Origin of the sequence: Amycolatopsis sp. Poz14 (assembly GCF_006704225.1) — a bacterium.
GTDB lineage: Bacteria > Actinomycetota > Actinomycetes > Mycobacteriales > Pseudonocardiaceae > Amycolatopsis > Amycolatopsis nivea.
In genome coordinates, this window is the sequence record NZ_JACLHD010000001.1 from 6,857,040 (window position 1) to 6,872,659 (window position 15,620).

Annotated in this window: 16 protein-coding genes; 8 read left to right on the forward strand and 8 right to left on the reverse strand. The window is 69.2% G+C overall.

Annotated elements, in window-relative coordinates; all coding sequences use genetic code 11:
- Window positions 1–86 precede the first annotated feature (86 nt).
- From FKO37_RS31965 to FKO37_RS31980, 4 genes are all read right to left on the reverse strand, one after another.
- Window positions 87–1,901 (reverse strand): non-ribosomal peptide synthetase, encoded by a 1,815-nt coding sequence (locus FKO37_RS31965; RefSeq protein ID WP_238606931.1) that lies wholly within the window; start codon window positions 1,899–1,901, stop codon window positions 87–89.
- A 93-nt stretch (window positions 1,902–1,994) separates the two neighbouring features.
- Window positions 1,995–2,633 carry a hypothetical protein gene (locus tag FKO37_RS31970; RefSeq protein ID WP_238606932.1) on the reverse strand — a complete coding sequence of 213 codons (639 nt, stop codon included), beginning with the start codon at window positions 2,631–2,633 and terminating at the stop codon, window positions 1,995–1,997.
- A gap of 47 nt (window positions 2,634–2,680) precedes the next feature.
- Window positions 2,681–3,064 (reverse strand): hypothetical protein, encoded by a 384-nt coding sequence (locus FKO37_RS31975; protein ID WP_238606933.1) that lies wholly within the window; start codon window positions 3,062–3,064, stop codon window positions 2,681–2,683.
- Window positions 3,065–3,246: 182 nt separating this feature from the next.
- Window positions 3,247–3,867 carry a TetR/AcrR family transcriptional regulator gene (locus tag FKO37_RS31980; RefSeq protein ID WP_238606935.1) on the reverse strand — a complete coding sequence of 207 codons (621 nt, stop codon included), beginning with the start codon at window positions 3,865–3,867 and terminating at the stop codon, window positions 3,247–3,249.
- A gap of 41 nt (window positions 3,868–3,908) precedes the next feature.
- On the opposite strand from FKO37_RS31980, the gene FKO37_RS31985 reads away from it, so the two are divergent.
- From FKO37_RS31985 to FKO37_RS32010, 6 genes are all read left to right on the forward strand, one after another.
- Window positions 3,909–4,742 carry an aldo/keto reductase gene (locus FKO37_RS31985; RefSeq protein ID WP_238606936.1) on the forward strand — a complete coding sequence of 278 codons (834 nt, stop codon included), beginning with the start codon at window positions 3,909–3,911 and terminating at the stop codon, window positions 4,740–4,742.
- Window positions 4,739–5,068, forward strand: a complete 330-nt coding sequence (locus FKO37_RS31990) for a multidrug efflux SMR transporter (RefSeq protein WP_308196555.1) — start codon at window positions 4,739–4,741, stop codon at window positions 5,066–5,068. The genes FKO37_RS31985 and FKO37_RS31990 overlap by 4 nt, the downstream gene beginning before the upstream one ends.
- A gap of 390 nt (window positions 5,069–5,458) precedes the next feature.
- Complete coding sequence (locus tag FKO37_RS31995; RefSeq protein ID WP_037813061.1) at window positions 5,459–6,310, forward strand: geranyl diphosphate 2-C-methyltransferase; 852 nt, start codon at window positions 5,459–5,461, stop codon at window positions 6,308–6,310.
- Between the two features lie 10 nt (window positions 6,311–6,320).
- Window positions 6,321–7,418, forward strand: a complete 1,098-nt coding sequence (locus FKO37_RS32000; protein WP_238606937.1) for a family 2 encapsulin nanocompartment cargo protein terpene cyclase — start codon at window positions 6,321–6,323, stop codon at window positions 7,416–7,418.
- 49 nt (window positions 7,419–7,467) lie between these two features.
- On the forward strand, window positions 7,468–8,883 hold the full coding sequence (locus FKO37_RS32005; protein WP_238606938.1) for a family 2B encapsulin nanocompartment shell protein: 1,416 nt from the start codon (window positions 7,468–7,470) through the stop codon (window positions 8,881–8,883).
- Between the two features lie 5 nt (window positions 8,884–8,888).
- Window positions 8,889–10,283 carry a family 2B encapsulin nanocompartment shell protein gene (locus FKO37_RS32010; RefSeq protein WP_238606939.1) on the forward strand — a complete coding sequence of 465 codons (1,395 nt, stop codon included), beginning with the start codon at window positions 8,889–8,891 and terminating at the stop codon, window positions 10,281–10,283.
- 140 nt (window positions 10,284–10,423) lie between these two features.
- On the opposite strand, the gene FKO37_RS32015 is transcribed toward FKO37_RS32010, so the two are convergent.
- On the reverse strand, window positions 10,424–10,960 hold the full coding sequence (locus tag FKO37_RS32015) for a snapalysin family zinc-dependent metalloprotease (RefSeq protein ID WP_238606940.1): 537 nt from the start codon (window positions 10,958–10,960) through the stop codon (window positions 10,424–10,426).
- A gap of 38 nt (window positions 10,961–10,998) precedes the next feature.
- A complete protein-coding gene (locus FKO37_RS32020; protein ID WP_238606941.1) occupies window positions 10,999–11,694 on the reverse strand; it encodes a trypsin-like serine protease in 696 nt (231 codons plus the stop codon).
- A 443-nt stretch (window positions 11,695–12,137) separates the two neighbouring features.
- Here FKO37_RS32020 and FKO37_RS32025 point away from each other — a divergent pair, with 443 nt between their 5' ends.
- Together FKO37_RS32025 and FKO37_RS32030 are read left to right on the forward strand one after the other, a co-directional pair.
- On the forward strand, window positions 12,138–13,019 hold the full coding sequence (locus FKO37_RS32025) for a S1 family peptidase (RefSeq protein ID WP_238606942.1): 882 nt from the start codon (window positions 12,138–12,140) through the stop codon (window positions 13,017–13,019).
- Between the two features lie 6 nt (window positions 13,020–13,025).
- Window positions 13,026–13,208: a trypsin-like serine protease gene (locus FKO37_RS32030; RefSeq protein ID WP_238606943.1), complete on the forward strand. Its 183-nt coding sequence runs from the start codon at window positions 13,026–13,028 to the stop codon at window positions 13,206–13,208.
- 274 nt (window positions 13,209–13,482) lie between these two features.
- On the opposite strand, the gene FKO37_RS32035 is transcribed toward FKO37_RS32030, so the two are convergent.
- Window positions 13,483–13,680, reverse strand: a complete 198-nt coding sequence (locus FKO37_RS32035; protein WP_238606944.1) for an MbtH family NRPS accessory protein — start codon at window positions 13,678–13,680, stop codon at window positions 13,483–13,485.
- A 21-nt stretch (window positions 13,681–13,701) separates the two neighbouring features.
- The gene (locus tag FKO37_RS32040) at window positions 13,702–14,943 is read right to left on the reverse strand and encodes an MFS transporter (RefSeq protein WP_238606945.1); all 1,242 of its coding nucleotides are present in this window, start codon (window positions 14,941–14,943) and stop codon (window positions 13,702–13,704) included.
- Window positions 14,944–15,620: the final 677 nt, after the last annotated feature.

The following is a 15,620-nucleotide window of genomic DNA, read 5'->3' on the forward strand; positions in this document are numbered from 1 at the left end:
CGCCGTCGGTGCCTCGAAACCCGTGCGCACCGGCAACCGCTCCCCCAACAACGCAACCACCGCATCGCCAGGATCGCCATGGCACCTCACCCCAGCGCGCGCTGGACCTCCACATCGGACAGAGCCGCCACATACTCCGCCACCGCCTGATGCACCTCAGCCGCCAACAGCTCCACCGTCGACGCCTCGAACACCGTGCGCACCGGCAACTCCACCGGAAACCGCTCCCCCAGCAACGCGACCACCCGCGTCGCCAGCAGCGAATGCCCGCCCAGGTCGGCGAAGAAGTCGTCGTGCACGCCGACCCGTTCGAGGTCCAGCAGCTCCCGCCACACCTCGGCGACGGCTTCCTCGACCGGCGTGCGCGGCGCGACGAACTCCGTTGCCGGCGCAGACGGCTCCGGCAGCGCTGCGCGGTCCACCTTGCCGTTGGGCGTGATCGGCAGCTCGTCGAGCCAGGACCACAACGAGGGCACCAAATGCGCGGGCAACCGGGCGAGCAGGAACTCCCGCAGCTCAGCCGCCGCGGGGCGCGAAGCCACTACGTGCGCCGCCAGGACCCGGTCGCCGTCGCGTTCGTGCGGCACCACCACGGCCGACCGCACTAGCGGATGTGCCGTCAGCGCCGCTTCCACCTCGCCCGGTTCCACCCGGAAACCCCGGATCTTGACCTGCTGGTCCAGCCGTCCGAAGAAGGCGAACGTCCCGTCCGGCCGGAGCGCGACCTCGTCGCCCGTGCGGTAAAGCCGCCCGCCGCCGCCAGTCGGATCGGGCACGAACCGTTCCGCCGTCAGCGCGGGGCGACGGAAATAGCCGCGCGCGACCCCGGGGCCGCCAAGCAGCAACTCGCCGCGCGCGCCGGGCTCGACCGGCACGCCGTCAGGATCGGTGACGTACGCGTGCGTGTTCGCGATCGGCTTGCCGATGGGAATCGGCCCGGCGGTGTCGGCGACGGTCATCCCGCGGTGCGCGCATGCGAAAGTGGTGCACTCGGTCGGTCCGTAGCCGTTGCTCATCTCGGCCCCGAGTTCTTCGATCACCCGCCGCGCCTGCACCGGCGGCACGACGTCGCCGCCCGCGATGACGTGCCGCACCCCGGCGAGCGCGGCGACCCGGTCGTCCACCACGTGCCCGAACAGCCCGGAGCTGAGCCACACCGTGGTGACCCCGAACCGGCGCACCGCCTCCTCGATCGACGCCGCGGTCGGCACGCCCGGCGGCAGCACCGCCAGCGTCGCGCCGGTGGCGAGCGCGCCCCACAGCTCGAACGTCGAGACGTCGAAGCACAATGAGGTGAGCAGCAGGAACACTTCTCCCGCACCGAAATCGGCGAACCCGGAGCCGTGCACCAGCCGGACGACCCCGCGGTGGGTCACCTGGACGCCCTTCGGCAGACCGGTGGAGCCGGAGGTGTACATCTGGTAGATCAGGTTGTCCGGCACGACGTTCGCCTCCGGCGGGGTGTCCGGACAGCCGCTCAGGTCCGCTTCGTCAGCGAGGACGACTGTCGGTGCGGCTTGGACCCGGTCCGCGAGCGCCCGTTCGGTCACCGCGACGGTCGCGCCGGAGTCGCCGAGCATGAACGCGAGCCGCTCGGGCGGATAGCCCGGGTCGAGCGGGACGTAATAGCCGCCCGCCTTGAGGATGCCGAGCATCGCGACCAGCAGCGTCGTCCCGCGCTCCAGGCACAGCGCGACCGGCGTCTCCGGCCCGATTCCCCGCGCCCGCAACAGATGCGCGAACCGGTTGGCTCGCCGGTCCAGCTCGCCGTAGGTGAGCCGCTCGTCGCCGTACACCACGGCCGCGGCCTCCGGCGCCGCTGCGGCGTGCCCGGCGAACAGCTCGTGCACGCACAGGTCGGGCAGCGGCACGTCCTCGCCGCGTTCAGGCTGCAGGGTCATGAAGGCGTCCTCCCGCGTCGAACGGTTCCGACTGGAGCATGACCAGCAGCCGGCGCGCGGGCCAGAGACGAACGCGCAGACATCCCCGCAGGGTCAGCGTTTCAGCGGCCGCCGGACCCCGAGCCACGCGCTCCAGCCGAACAATCCGGCCAGCAGCGCCGCCGACGCCGCCAGCAGCACCAGGTCGACCGGCAACGCGTCCGGGTCGAGCACGTCTGCCCGATGCGGCGCGACGATGCCTGCCCGGTCCTCGATGACGTCGACCTTCTCGCCGGTCTTCATCCGCGACTTCACCGACAGGTCATCGACCAGCAGCGTGCCGTCCGGCCGGTCGACCCGCGCGGTGCAGGCGGTGCCGCCCTTGACGCGATGGCATTCGGAGGACACCGCGATCGCGCGGTACCGGTCGCCGGTCGCCGCGACGTAACCGACCGCCGTCACCCCGACGGACACGAGGTAGAAGCCGGTCAGCAGGAAACCGCCGACGAGGAACCAGCCGCGTCCGGAAAACATGAACACCGCCGACGTCGCGAGCGCGGCGAGCAGGACCCCGAAAAGCAAGCCCGCCGCGGCCGCCACCGAGCTCGAGCTGACGAACCCCACCGCAGCGCCCGCGCCGAGCACCACCACCGCGAGCCAGCACCACCCGGCACGCAGAGCGACGACCCGACCGCTCGCCGCAGCTTTTCCCGGGCCGGAATCCCTTGCCGCAGCGGGCTTTCTCGTGGACACGCGGGAATGATGACACGGCGGACCCGCTGCCGTACGCTGATCGCGGATTACCGGCGCGCGTGCTGTCCCTCGGCCGGAGCCCGGAAGAACGACCGCACCGGCAGCAGCAACCCCGCCAGCGACAGCACCACGAAGACCACCTGGTGCACGTGGTCCGTGCCCGGCGGCAGCCGGAACACCAGATGCGCCAGCCAGAACACCGGGTAGAACCACAACGCGAACCACGCCCACCGTTCTCCGGCGCGGAACGGGAACACCGCGATCAGGCCGCCGAACAACCCGAGCCCGGCGGTGGCGAGCGCGTCGGTGCGGTAGAGCAGCGCGTCCCCGGCGGGCGGCGCGATGGCGACCACGATCCCGAACGCGAGAATCCCCGCGCTCACCACGGCGAGGGCGATCCAGCTGATCCGCATCGGCGAGCCACCGTTCATCCGGCGAATTTACTCCGCTTCCGCCGGTTTCGGCCCGCTCAGCCGTCATCTTCCCGGCGGGCACGAACAGCCCGCCAGAGACGTGGCCGCCCAGACCGAAGCGACCCGGCCGATGCGGGGTTCGCGGTCCGTGAAGGACTCCTTGAGGGAATCTGGTTCCCTCAAGGAGTCCTTCACGGACGTCATGACACGGGCCCCTCCGGCAGCGCACAGGCCAGCCGACGCACCGCCTTCTTCACCGCCGCTACCGACATTCCGCGCTCATGCCGTTGATTCTGGTACAGATCGGGCGCCAGCGGAGCCAGCAGCACGTCCGGCAGCGCCTCGTCCTTCAACCCGGCCTCGCGAACCTGTGCCGCCACGAAAACCCGCCAGAACCCGTACGCCCCGGTCTGATACCGCCGCGCGCCGGTCTCCGCGCCCAGCGCCAGCGGCAAATGCCGCTCCAGCAAATCGATCATCGCGTCGTAAAACGCCACCAGCCGCTCCCGCGGCGCGGCGCCCGGCCCGAGCGGCGGCGGTCCGGACAGCATCGCTTCCTGCAGCCGCCGCTCATGCTCGTCCAGCAACGCGACCGCCACCGCGGCGACGCTGTCGTAGCGCCGGTAGAGCGTCCCGCGTCCGACCCCGGCCGCCGCGGCCAGGTCGCCCATCGTGATGTCCGGGCCTCTCGTGGCGAACAGCTCCTCGGCCGCGGCGAGGATCCGCTGCCGGTTCGCCGCGGCGTCCGCTCGTTCCGTGACTGGCTTGCTGTTCACCCCGTCACTGTATCTGGACAGCGTGTCCGGATCGAGTACAGTCAAAAGTGGACACAGTGTCCACATAACTGATTGGGGGCAGCTTCATGCACTCGCTCACGCTCGCCGGCCGCACCGTGCGCCGGATCGGCTACGGGACCATGCAGCTCGCGGGGCCGAAAGCCATGGGCGAACCGGCCGATCCAGAGCGCGCCAAGGCCGCCATCCGCGCTGCCGTCGACGCGGGGATCCGGCTGATCGACACGTCCGGCTACTACGGGCCCGAAGTCGCGAACCGCCTGCTCGCCGAGGCGCTGCGGCCCTATCCGGAGGACCTGCTCATCGCCACCAAGGTCGGTGCGCGGCGCAGCCCGGACGGCGGGTTCGTCGCCGACGCCGCGCCGGAAGCGGTCAAAGCGGCCGTCCGGGACAACCTCGCGCAGTTGGGCGTCGAGCGGCTTCCGTTGGTGCACGCCAGATTCATGCCCGACAGCACCGTCCCGTGGGCGGACACCGTCGGGGCGCTCGCCGAACTGCGCGACGAAGGACTGCTCGAACACGTCGGCGTCTCGAACGTCACCCTCGATCTGCTGGACCAGGCGCGGGCGGTCACGCCGATCGCGTCTGTCGAGAACGAGTTCCACGTCGGACACCCTGGCGGCCGGGACGTCCTGGACGCGACCACAGCCGCCGGGATCCCGTACCTGGCGTTCCGTCCGCTCGGGAACGGAGCATTGGCCGGAGAGGGCTCGCCGGTGGCCAAGACCGCCCGGCAGCTCGGCGTTTCGGCGGCGACGCTCGCCCTCGCCTGGCTCCTGGACCTCGCGCCCAACGTCGCCGTCATCCCTGGCACGAGCGACCCCGCCCACCTCGCCGACCTCGTCGCCGCGCAGGAACTCGCCCTGCCGTCCGCTGTCCGCGCCGCGCTCGACGAGGCATGACGATGGGCTGGATCGCCGTTTTCGCGGCCGGGCTGCTCGAAATCGCCTGGGCGCACAGCATCCGCCTGACCGACGGCTTCACCAAACTCGTCCCGACGCTCGTCTGCGGGGTGCTCACCGTCCTCGTGCTGTACGTGCTGAACGTCGGCATGAAGACGGTCCCGGTCGGGACGGCGTACGCGGTGTTCGTCGGGATCGGCGCGGTCGGCACCGCGGTCGTCGGCATTTTCTGGCTCCGCGAACCGGTCAGCGCGGCGCGGATCCTCGCGCTCGCCCTGATCGTCGGCGGGGTCGTCCTGCTCCAGTTGACCTCCCGGACCGCGTGACAGCCGGGCCGGTCCCGCACACGACCGGCCCGGCCCCGGAGTTCCGCGGCCCGGAACCGCTTAGGCCCATCGGGCGTCACCCGTCTGCCGGCATCGTCCACAGGCTGTCGCCATCCGTCATCCGCCCGTGTCCGCGGCGGCATCGAACGAGGCCCGGCGACCGGCGTGCGAACACCCCGCAGGAGCGGTTTCCTAGGCCAGAAGAGGCACGCCGGACCGCTCCCGCCAGCCCGCGAGTGAATTCCCGCGAATCGTCTTGTCCGGGGAAAAGAATCCTCGCTAGCCTCGGACGCAGAGGGAGAAAAGCCGAGCGCCTCGCGCCGAGACGAAGCGCGCCGGCACAGTTCGCCGCGTGACGGCCGGAAATTGCGGTCCAAAAGGGAGTACATGATGACGTCTGTTGCCCGTCCGGTTGCCCGCACCGCGTATCAGCAGTCGGTCGCCGACTACTGGAACGCCGAAAAGGATCCGGTCAACCTGCGCCTCGGCGACGTCGACGGGCTTTACCACCACCACTACGGCATCGGCGACTACGATCCGTCCGTCCTGGACGGACGCGGGGAAAAACGGGACAAGGCGATCATCGCCGAGATGCACCGGCTGGAGACCGCGCAGTCGCAGTTTTTGTTGCAGCACCTGGGAGACATCGATCCCACCGCCCGGCTGCTCGACGCCGGCTGCGGCCGCGGCGGCACGAGCGTGCAGGCGCACCAGCGGTTCGGCTGCCGGGTGGACGGCATCTCCATTTCCGAGCAGCAGGTCGATTTCGCCAATGAACAGGCCCGGCTGCGGGAAATCGACGATTCGGTGCGATTCCATCTCCGGAACATGCTCGACACCGGATTCGAAAGCGGCGATTTCGCCGGGATCTGGAACAACGAAAGCACGATGTACGTCGATCTGCACGAGCTGTTCGCCGAACACGCGCGCCAGCTCGCGCCCGGCGGGCGATTCGTGACCATCACCGGGTGCTACAACGACCTGACCGGCGGGCGTTCGCGCGCGGTGAGCCAGATCGACCAGCATTACATCTGCAATATCCACGCGCGCGGCGACTATTTCAAAGCGCTCGCCGCTAACGGGTTCGTCCCGATCAACGTCGTGGACCTGACCGAGGCGACCATCCCGTACTGGGAGCTGCGCGAGCAGTCGTCCGTCGCGACCGGCATCGAGGGGCCGTTCCTGACCGCCTACCGCGAGGGCAGCTTCCACTACCTGCTCATCGCCGCCGACCGCGTCTGAGCGGGCCGACATGTCCGGAATCGCAACGGTCCGGCCCAACCCCGCGCTGGCTGGCCCGGCCGGGCTGGGGACCTCGGCGGCGCGGATCGCGGCGCAGTTCGCGCCGCCGCGCGGGACCGATCCGGCCTACGCGGAGCGGGAATGGGGCGACGGCAGCGCGTCGCCGCTGTACTGCCCGGTCGTGCGCCGCGTCGACGAACCGCTCGCCGAGGAGGTGGACCGGCGGCTCGTCGCGTGGGCGCGGGACTGCGGGTTCGAGGGCGAGGGGCTGGACCAGATCGCGCAGGCCACGTTCGGCAGGCTGGTGATGCTCGCCCACCCGGACACCTCCGACCCCGACCGGCTGCTGATCGCCGCGCAGCTCAACGCGGTGTGGTGGGCGGCCGACGACTACTACGCCGACGACAGCTCCCTCGGCGCCTCGCCGACCGAGCTCCCGCCGCGGCTGGCGCTCGTCATGGCCGCGATGGACCCGGTCGCCCCCGCGGGCGAGTTCTCCGAGCCGCTGGAGGAGGCGCTGCGGGCCGATCCGATCCGGGTCGGGTTCCGCTCCGCGGTCGACCATCTCGGCAGGCACGGTTCGCCGGTGCTGGTCCAGCGGGTCTGCTACTCGACCTTCGCGATGTTCGTCAGCTGGGACGCCTACGCCGCGTGGCGCCACACCGGCCGCTATCCGCCGGCCTGGGAGTACCTGGCGGCCCGCCAGCACGACAGCTTCTACACGTCGATGACGCTCGTCGACGCGGTCGGCGGATACGAACTGCCCGCTCCGTTCTACTACGACCCGCGCGTGCGGGAGGCGATGATGCGCGCGGGCACCGCGACGGTCCTGGTCAACGACCTCCATTCGGTGGCCAAGGACGCGGCCGACGAGAACCCGGTCTGCAACATGGTGCTGCAGATCGCCGCCGACCGGGGCTGCCCGGTCTCCGAGGCGGTCGAGACCACGGTCGCGCTGCACAACCGGATGGTGCGCGAGTTCGAGGAGGGGCACCGCGCCCTGCTCTCGGTCCCGTCGCCGGAACTGCAGCGCTTCCTCGCCGGCGTCCGGGACTGGATGGGCGGCGGCTTCGAATGGCACGCCACGAATCCTCGCTACCGATCCTGACCCGCATCCCTGATCCCAGGCTTCGCAACCCAGACAAGGTGGTTTCGCTGTGACTGTCACCGACCCGGTCGACTCCGCGGACGTGGAGGACCAGGAACCCTTGAGCCTAGGCCGCGCGGCGGCGCGGCAGCTGGCCACGACGACGAAGTCCGTGCCGCAGATGCAGGGCATCAGCACGCGGTGGCTGCTGAAGGTGCTGCCGTGGGTCGAGGTGTCCGCGGGCACGTACCGCGTCAACCGGCGGCTGTCCTACACCGTCGGCGACGGCCGGGTCACGTTCGTGACCAGCGGCTCCGAGGTCCGGGTCATCCCGCCGGAGCTCGGGGAGCTCGCGCCGCTGCGCGGATTCGAGGACGAGGAGGCGCTGGCCGAGCTCGCCGGCCGGTTCGAGCAGCGCGAGTACCAGCCGGGCGACGTGCTGGCCGAATTCGGCAGCCGCGCCGACCAGGTGTTCCTCGTCGCGCACGGCAAGATCACGAAGGCGGGCGTCGGCGCTTACGGCGACCAGACCGTGCTGGGCACGCTCGTGGACGGCGACTACTTCGGCGAGAACGTGCTCACCACGTCGGACGGGATCTGGGAGTACACGGCGAAGGCGGTCACCGCCGCGACCGTGCTGACGTTGTCGCGTCAGGAATTCGAAGGCGTGCTAAACCGCTCGGACCCGCTGCGCGCGCACCTGGACGCCTTCGTCGCGGGCGGCGGCACGGCCCGCAACGAACACGGCGAGGCCGAGATCGCCCTCGCCGCCGGCCACGACGGCGAACCGCAGCTGCCGGGGACGTTCGTCGACTACGACACCTCCCCGCGCGAGTACGAGCTGAGCGTGGCGCAGACCGTGCTGCGGGTCCACAGCCGGGTCGCCGACCTCTACAGCGAACCGATGAACCAGACCGAGCAGCAGTTGCGGCTCACCGTCGAGGCGCTGCGGGAGCGGCAAGAGCACGAACTCGTCAACAACCCCGATTTCGGCCTGCTGAACAACGCCGACTTCGACCAGCGCGTGCCCACCCGCACCGGCCCGCCGACGCCGGACGATTTCGACGAACTGCTGTCGCTGGTGTGGAAGGACCCCGGGTTCTTCCTCGCGCACCCGAAGACGATCGCCGCGTTCGGGCGGGAATGCAGCAAGGCGGGGATCTACCCCGGTTCGGTCGACCTCGGCGGCCACCAGGTGCCCGCGTGGCGCGGCGTGCCGATCCTGCCGTGCAACAAGATCCCGGTCACCGAGACCCGCACCAGCTCGGTGCTGCTGATGCGGACCGGCGAACAGTCCCAGGGCGTCGTCGGGCTGCACCAGACCGGGCTGCCCGACGAGTACCAGCCGGGCCTCAACGTGCGGTTCATGGGCATCAACGAGCAGGCCATCCTGTCCTACCTGGTCTCGGCCTACTATTCCGCCGCCGTCCTCGTGCCCGACGCGCTCGCCGTGCTGGAAGCCGCCGAAATCGGCCGGGAGGGCTGAGCGCGGTGCCCGTCACGGAACAAACGGACCGACAGGAGCAGCTCTCCCTCGGCGTCAAGGCGGCCCGCACCCTCGCCACGACCACCAAGTCGCTGCCGCAGATGCGCTCGATCACCACGCGGTGGCTGCTGTCGCAGCTGCCGTGGGTCGAGGTGCCCGGCGGCAGCTACCGGGTCAACCGGCGGCTCACCTACACCGTCGGCGACGGCAAGGTGAGTTTCTTCCAGACCGGCGCGCAGGTGCAGGTCGTCCCGCTCGAGCTCACCGAGATCGAGCTGCTGCGCGGCTTCGCCGACGAAACCGCCCTCGGGGCGCTGGCCGACGCGTTCGAACAGCGCGAGTACGAGGCGGGCAGCACACTCGTCACCGCCGGGCAGCCGCTGGACCAGCTCGTCCTCGTCGTGCACGGCAAGGTCACCCGGCACGGCGAGGGGCAGTACGGCGCGGAAACCCACCTCGGCACCGCGACCGACGGCGACCACTTCGGCGGCGAACTCCTCTCCGGGGACGACGCCACCTGGGGATTCACCGCCCGCGCCGCCACGAGGGTGGTCGCGCTGGCGCTGCCCGCCGGCTCGTACGCCCGGCTCAACGGCAGGCTCGACTCCCTGCGCGCGCACGTCGCGCAGGCCGTGTCCCAGCCGCGGAAACCGCAGAACCGCAAGGGCGAGGCGAACATCGACCTGTCCGCGGGGCACGACGGCGAACCGGTTCTGGCCGGGACGTACGTCGACTACGAGCCCTCGCCGCGCGAGTACGACCTCGCGGTGGCGCAGACGGTCCTGCGAGTGCACAACCGCGTCACCGATCTGTACAACGACCCGATGAACCAGTTCGAGCAGCAATTGCGGCTCACCGTCGAGGCGCTGCGCGAACGGCAGGAACACGAACTGGTCAACAACCCGGATTTCGGCCTGTTGCACAATGCCGACCTCAAATCCCGGATCACCACGCGCACCGGCCCGCCGACGCCGGGCGATCTGGACGAACTGCTCTGCCGCCGCCGTAAAACGCGCTTGTTCCTCGCACATCCGCGCGCGATCGCGGCGATCGGGCGCGAATGCACGAGGGCGGGCATTTACCCGGAGCCGGTCGTGGTGGACGGGAAACGCGTCACCGCTTGGCGCGGGGTCCCGATTCTGCCGTGCGACAAAATCCCGGTCACCGAGGCAGGCACCACGTCGGTGCTCGCGATGCGCACCGGGGAAGACGACGCGGGCGTCATCGGATTGCGGCCGAAAAACCTCGCCGACGAATACCGGCCGGGGTTGAATGTGCGGTTCATGGGCATCAACGACCGCGCGGTGTCGTCCTATTTGGTCAGTGCGTATCACTCCGTCGCGGTTCTGGTGCCGGACGCGCTGGGGATTCTCGACGACGTCGAGGTGGCGCGCGGCTGAGGTGTGCCGATGCTCGCCGGAAGCGGGGTGCTTCCGGCGAGCATCGGTGTTTCAGCGGTAAATGTGCTTATCTGGCAAGCGGACTCGGGTGTGAAGGTGATCCGTGCTCGTCGCCTGAGCCGCCGCAAACGCGCGCCGGGTCAGCGGTAAATGTGCTTGTCCGGCAACCGAACCGTCGCGAAGCCGTTCGCGAAGTTCGCGTCCACCTGGGCCGACTCCTGGGCGTCGGGCATCGCGTTCTTGCACGTGACCCCCGGGCCGTGGCCGGACATCAGTTCCGAGCAGGGGCCCTCGTAGTGGTCGGGCAGGCCGAGGTTGTGGCCGATTTCGTGGGCGATGATCCTGGTCGGGTCGTTGCCCTCGGCGACCTGCTGGGTGTCGATGTAGATGTCGCCGTTGCCGTGCCCGTCGGTCTGGGTGTAGGAACCGCCGCCGGTGGTTTCGTGCATGATGATGGTCGCGGCGCCGCCGCTGTTGAGGTGCACGTTGTGCACGGAGTTGTTCCAGTTCGCCGCGGCCTGGGTGGCCTCGGCCTGATAGTCGGGCAGACCGCTGGCGTCGTAGTACAGTTCGACCGCGTCCAGCGGCGCGGCCGACGCCGTGCCGGCTCCGGTCAGCGGCAGCACCAAGGCGGCGGCCGCGCCGGCGGCCAGCCGGCCAAAGCGGTGCAGGGTCATGGTTTTTCCTCTCCGCACAAGGGTTTCCTGGACAGGGGTCAGCTTCCGATCTGCTGCTGGATCCACGACATGTACTGGGCGATGCCGGTGTAGAGGGTGCTGGTGGCGCATTCGCCGCCGTTGTCGCCGGGGCCGTGGGTTTCGCCTACGAGCGTCCAGTTCCCGGTCGTGCCGACGATCGCCGGGCCGCCCGAATCGCCGTGGCAGGCCGAATGCGAGTAGTCGCCGGAGATGCAGACGTCGCCCGAACCGCCGCCGCCTTCGGCGCAAGCGCTGCTGTCGAGTACCTGAAGGTCGATCTGCTGCAGGGTTTGCGGCGTCTGGCAGTTGGGCCAGCTCGTGCAGCCCCAGCCGAGCAGCCGCGCGCCCGTGCCCGGCGACGGGTTGCTCTGCGCCATCGCGACCGGTGCGGACTGGGCGGGCTGGCTCAGGTGCATCATCGTCAGATCGGTGCCCGGATTGGTGATCACGTTGTCGATCTGGCCGACTTCGCCGGAGTTGATGTCGGTGGAACCGATCCGCGCCTGCGAGGCCTGGCCGCAGTGGTGCGCGGTGATGATCCACTGGGGCGCGACGAGGCTTCCGCCGCAGCCGTTGTCCAGGGACACCATGAACGAGTAGGTTTCGGTGGCGTCGCTGCCTCCGATGATGGCCGGCTGCGCCGCGACCGCCGGTGCGGCCACTCCGAACAAGAGGGCGGCCGCGCCCATCATCGTCAGCAAAATTTTCCGCATCGCTTTCCCTTCCATAGCAGCCAATCCCGCCGATCGCGGGAGTGGAGTTCGGCCGGGATACGGCCGGGGACGACTTCGCGGGCGCCGGGCCCGCGACGGAAACCACAGAGTCCCAGGGCCGCCGGAGTCCGAACACCGTCGAAAGGAGGGATACGACCGGACCTCGAACCGTGCGCGGTGGCACGAACCTCGATTACCGGCATGAACCGAACGCGGAATAAGCTGTTCCGGTTCGGTGTCCGCGCTGTTCAACGAGCCGCTAATGGTTCGGATGCGGCAAGTTCCGTTGAGCGGACGCCGCGACTCACTGACCAGCAAAGCCGAACGGGATTCGCGACTTTCGTGGGTATAAGAGATTGCCAAGCGTCCCTAAACTGCGAATTGCGCACGCATTCGCTGACCGCAGTGCGCCATCGTCCTATTCGCAAGAAACGGAGATGTGCATGATCCCAGCACTCAGTCAAAGACACGGCGGACGCGGCGGTATCGCCTTCGCCGCGGCGGTTCTGGCCGCTGGATCAGTTTTCGCCGCCTCGGGCGTCGCGACCGCCCAGCCCTCGGCGGCCCCGCTGAACGCGAGAGCCGCGACCGCCATGTCCGCCAGCCTCGCGAAGTCGCTCGGCGACCGCACCGTCGGCTCGTTCTACGACCAGGCCGGTTCGCGGCTGACAGTCACCGTCACCGACCAGGCCGCCGCCGACCAGGTCCGCGCGGCGGGCGCGACGCCGAAGTTCGTGAAATACCGTGCGTCCCAACTGAAAGCCGTCACCGCGGAACTGACCCGCACAGCGAGCGTCCCCGGCACCGCGTGGCGCGTCGACCCGCGCACCGGACAGGTGCTCGTCACCGCCGATTCGACGGTCACCGGAGCCAAGCTCTCCCAGGTGACCAACGCCGTCCACCGCTTCGGCGACAAGGCCCGTTTCGCGCAGACGAAGGGCAAACTGCGCCCGCTGATCAGCGGCGGCGACGCGATCTGGGGCCAGGGCCTGCGCTGCTCGCTCGGCTTCAACGTGCACACCTCGAGCGGCCAGGCCGCCATCCTGACCGCCGGACACTGCGGCGTGGCCACCAACGACTGGTGGGCCGACCAGAGCAACTCGCAGCACATCGCCACGACGTCCGCCGCAAACTTCCCGGGCACCGACTACTCGTACGCCACCTACGACGCCGGCGTGGACGCCCCGAGCGCCGTGAACACCGGCCAGCAAATCACCGCAGCGGGCGACGCGACCGTAGGCGAAACCGTCACCCGAAGCGGCTCGACCACCGGCGTACACGACGGCCAGGTCACGGCGCTCGATGCCACGGTGAACTACCAGTAAGGCAGCGTGAGCGGCCTGATCGACACCACAGTCTGCGCAGAACCCGGCGACAGCGGCGGCTCGCTGTTCGACGGAGCCACCGCACTGGGCCTCACCTCAGGCGGCAGCGGAGACTGCAACTCCGGCGGAGAAACCTTCTTCCAGCCAGTCCCCGCAGCACTGAGCGCCTACGGATTGGTTCTTCCGTAAGGCTAACTCCCCTTTTCAGGTACGTGAGGGGAACCCTGAAGGAATCTGATTCCCTCAGGGTTCCCCTCACGTACTCGCACCGATGCACCCACCGAATCAAGGCACCCACAGCCCCGCAACCCCGATACACAGCCAAAAACACGGCGCGGGGGTGCTTGTCAAGGCATCTTTCTCGCCTTGACAAGCACCCCCGCGCCGTAGTCACAATCAGGCTGAGGGGTGGTGGGCCCCACAGAGGGCGCAATGTCGCCGCCAGGCGACGAGCCGCCCGAAATTACTCAGCCGCCAGCCTCTCCCGAAGAGAACGAGGCCGCATATCCGTCCACACCTCGTCCACATGCCGCATGCACTCCTCTCGGCTCCCCTTCATCCCATCCCTCCGCCACCCAGCCGGAACCTCCTTGTCCGCAGGCCACAACGAATACTGCTCCTCGTCATTGACCAAAACCTGAAACACCGTCTCGTCATCCATCACATCGTCCTTTCCCAAAATTCACTGACCAGAAGTCTCTTCAAGCTCACGAACCCGAGGCGCAGCAGGCAACCCCCGCAAAGTCCGACTGAATGTCGTCACCAAAGTGACCACCGCAATAGACCCAGTACAAGTCAACACAGCAGCCACCGCAGGCAACGCCTCCACCAACCACCCGCCCAACGCAGGCCCGGCAGCAGCAGCCAACCCACCAGTCACCCCGAGAACTCCCCCGAGCCGCCCGCGCAACCCGTCCGGAGTGGACAGCAACTGATAAGTAGCAATAGCAGTATTAGCCGCAGGAGGCAAAAACGCAACAGCCGCGAACAACGCCCCCATCACATATCCATTATGGACGAACACGGCAAGCGGCGTCAGCACCGTCAACGCCCAAAACACCCCAATGACCAACCCGTAAGCACTAACCCACCGATGCAGATAAGGCGCGGCCAACGACCCGAGAATCCCCCCAGCCCCCAACATCGCCGCCATCACGCCAATCTCCCCGGACGGCACCCCCCGCTCATTGGCCAGCACAATAATTACCAAATAATAAGCGGAAAAGAACAGATTCAAACTGACCACGCACAACACCGTCGCCCGCAACGGCGGCCGAGTCCACACCCACCGAAGCCCCTCGATTATCTCCCGCCCCAGATGCCTGGCCGGAGCATCCTCAGCCCGCTCGGGCCCCCGAGGCAACCGGACGAACAACAACGACACAAACGCAAAGACATGCGCGACCACGTCGAAGAGAAACGGCACCGCCCGCCCCACCGCGAAGAGAAAGCCACCAAGCGCAGTCCCGGACAACTGCCCAGCACTAGTCCGCGCAGCATTCATCGCCACCGCCGAAGGAACCTGCTCCTCCGCCACCAGCCGCGGCAAACTGGCTTCCTCCGCCGGCTCGAACAAGGCCCGGCTCAACCCCATCACAACGGCCACCGCGACAAGCATCCACACCTCGGCAACGCCCCAGTACAAGGCGAGCACCAACCCACCCGCCGCGACCGCCTGCGCCGCTTCGCACCCGAGCATGATCCGCTTGCGAGGCCACCGGTCCACCAACGCCCCCGCAGGCAACCCGGCAACCAGCTGACTGACCGCGACCGCCCCGAGCACCAGCCCCGACTGCGCCGCCGACCCGGTGAGCGCGAGCACCAGCAGCGGAAACGCGATGGTGGTCGTGCTGAACCCGGCCTCGGAGACGACCTGGCCGGTCCAGAGAAGCCGATAGTCGCGATTGCCCGCGATCCCGCTCATGCTCCGCCTCCCGAAGCTCCCTGTGGACGAACCGCACTCGCGCCCCCGGCAACGGAGGGCTCCCGCCGCGGCCAGCCGTCTTGCCTGGTTATCCGGCTCATCTCTCGGCCCTCCGACAATCAGCGGGCACGGCAGACCGAGCCTCGCAACAGTCCTCGGGGACAAGCCCGCTCGTGCCCCGGCGATCAGCGCGCACCACACCCACGGAACCGGCTCGGCAAGGGCGCCTGCCTGGAGACCCGCTCACGACCCACCACCCCCGGCAATCCGCCGCAATGGCCTGCAAGACACCCACCGAACCGGACGCCGCGCACCATCCCGCGGAATCGGCGCGGCAACGTCCCCTGCCCGGACACCCGCTCACCCCACACCGCCCCGGCGACCTGCCGCGACAGCCAGCAAAACGCCTGCGGAACCGGCCTGGCAGCTGCCCTTCTCCGGAGAGCCGCCCATGCCGCAAGACCCGGCAATCCGCCGCAGCAACCCGCACCGCATCCGCGGAACCGGCGCGGCAACAGCCCTCGCGGACAAGCCCGCCCATGCCCCGCCGATCAGCGCGCACCGCATCCGCGGAACCGGCCCGGCAACAGCCCTCGCGGACAAGCCCGCTCATGCCCCGCCGATCAGCGCGCACCACACCCACGGGACCAGCTCGGCGACAGCCCTCGTGGGCAAGG

Bases quoted from the DNA above. Each gene is read 5' to 3' on its own strand.
- FKO37_RS31965 (WP_238606931.1), bottom strand. From the start codon at position 1,901: ATGACCCTGCAGCCTGAACGCGGCGAGGACGTGCCGCTGCCCGACCTG.
- FKO37_RS31975 (WP_238606933.1), bottom strand. From the start codon at position 3,064: ATGAACGGTGGCTCGCCGATGCGGATCAGCTGGATCGCCCTCGCCGTG.
- FKO37_RS31985 (WP_238606936.1), top strand. From the start codon at position 3,909: ATGCACTCGCTCACGCTCGCCGGCCGCACCGTGCGCCGGATCGGCTAC.
- FKO37_RS31990 (WP_308196555.1), top strand. From the start codon at position 4,739: ATGACGATGGGCTGGATCGCCGTTTTCGCGGCCGGGCTGCTCGAAATC.
- FKO37_RS31995 (WP_037813061.1), top strand. From the start codon at position 5,459: ATGACGTCTGTTGCCCGTCCGGTTGCCCGCACCGCGTATCAGCAGTCG.
- FKO37_RS32000 (WP_238606937.1), top strand. From the start codon at position 6,321: ATGTCCGGAATCGCAACGGTCCGGCCCAACCCCGCGCTGGCTGGCCCG.
- FKO37_RS32015 (WP_238606940.1), bottom strand. From the start codon at position 10,960: ATGACCCTGCACCGCTTTGGCCGGCTGGCCGCCGGCGCGGCCGCCGCC.
- FKO37_RS32020 (WP_238606941.1), bottom strand. From the start codon at position 11,694: ATGCGGAAAATTTTGCTGACGATGATGGGCGCGGCCGCCCTCTTGTTC.
- FKO37_RS32025 (WP_238606942.1), top strand. From the start codon at position 12,138: ATGATCCCAGCACTCAGTCAAAGACACGGCGGACGCGGCGGTATCGCC.
- FKO37_RS32035 (WP_238606944.1), bottom strand. From the start codon at position 13,680: ATGGATGACGAGACGGTGTTTCAGGTTTTGGTCAATGACGAGGAGCAG.
- FKO37_RS32040 (WP_238606945.1), bottom strand. From the start codon at position 14,943: ATGAGCGGGATCGCGGGCAATCGCGACTATCGGCTTCTCTGGACCGGC.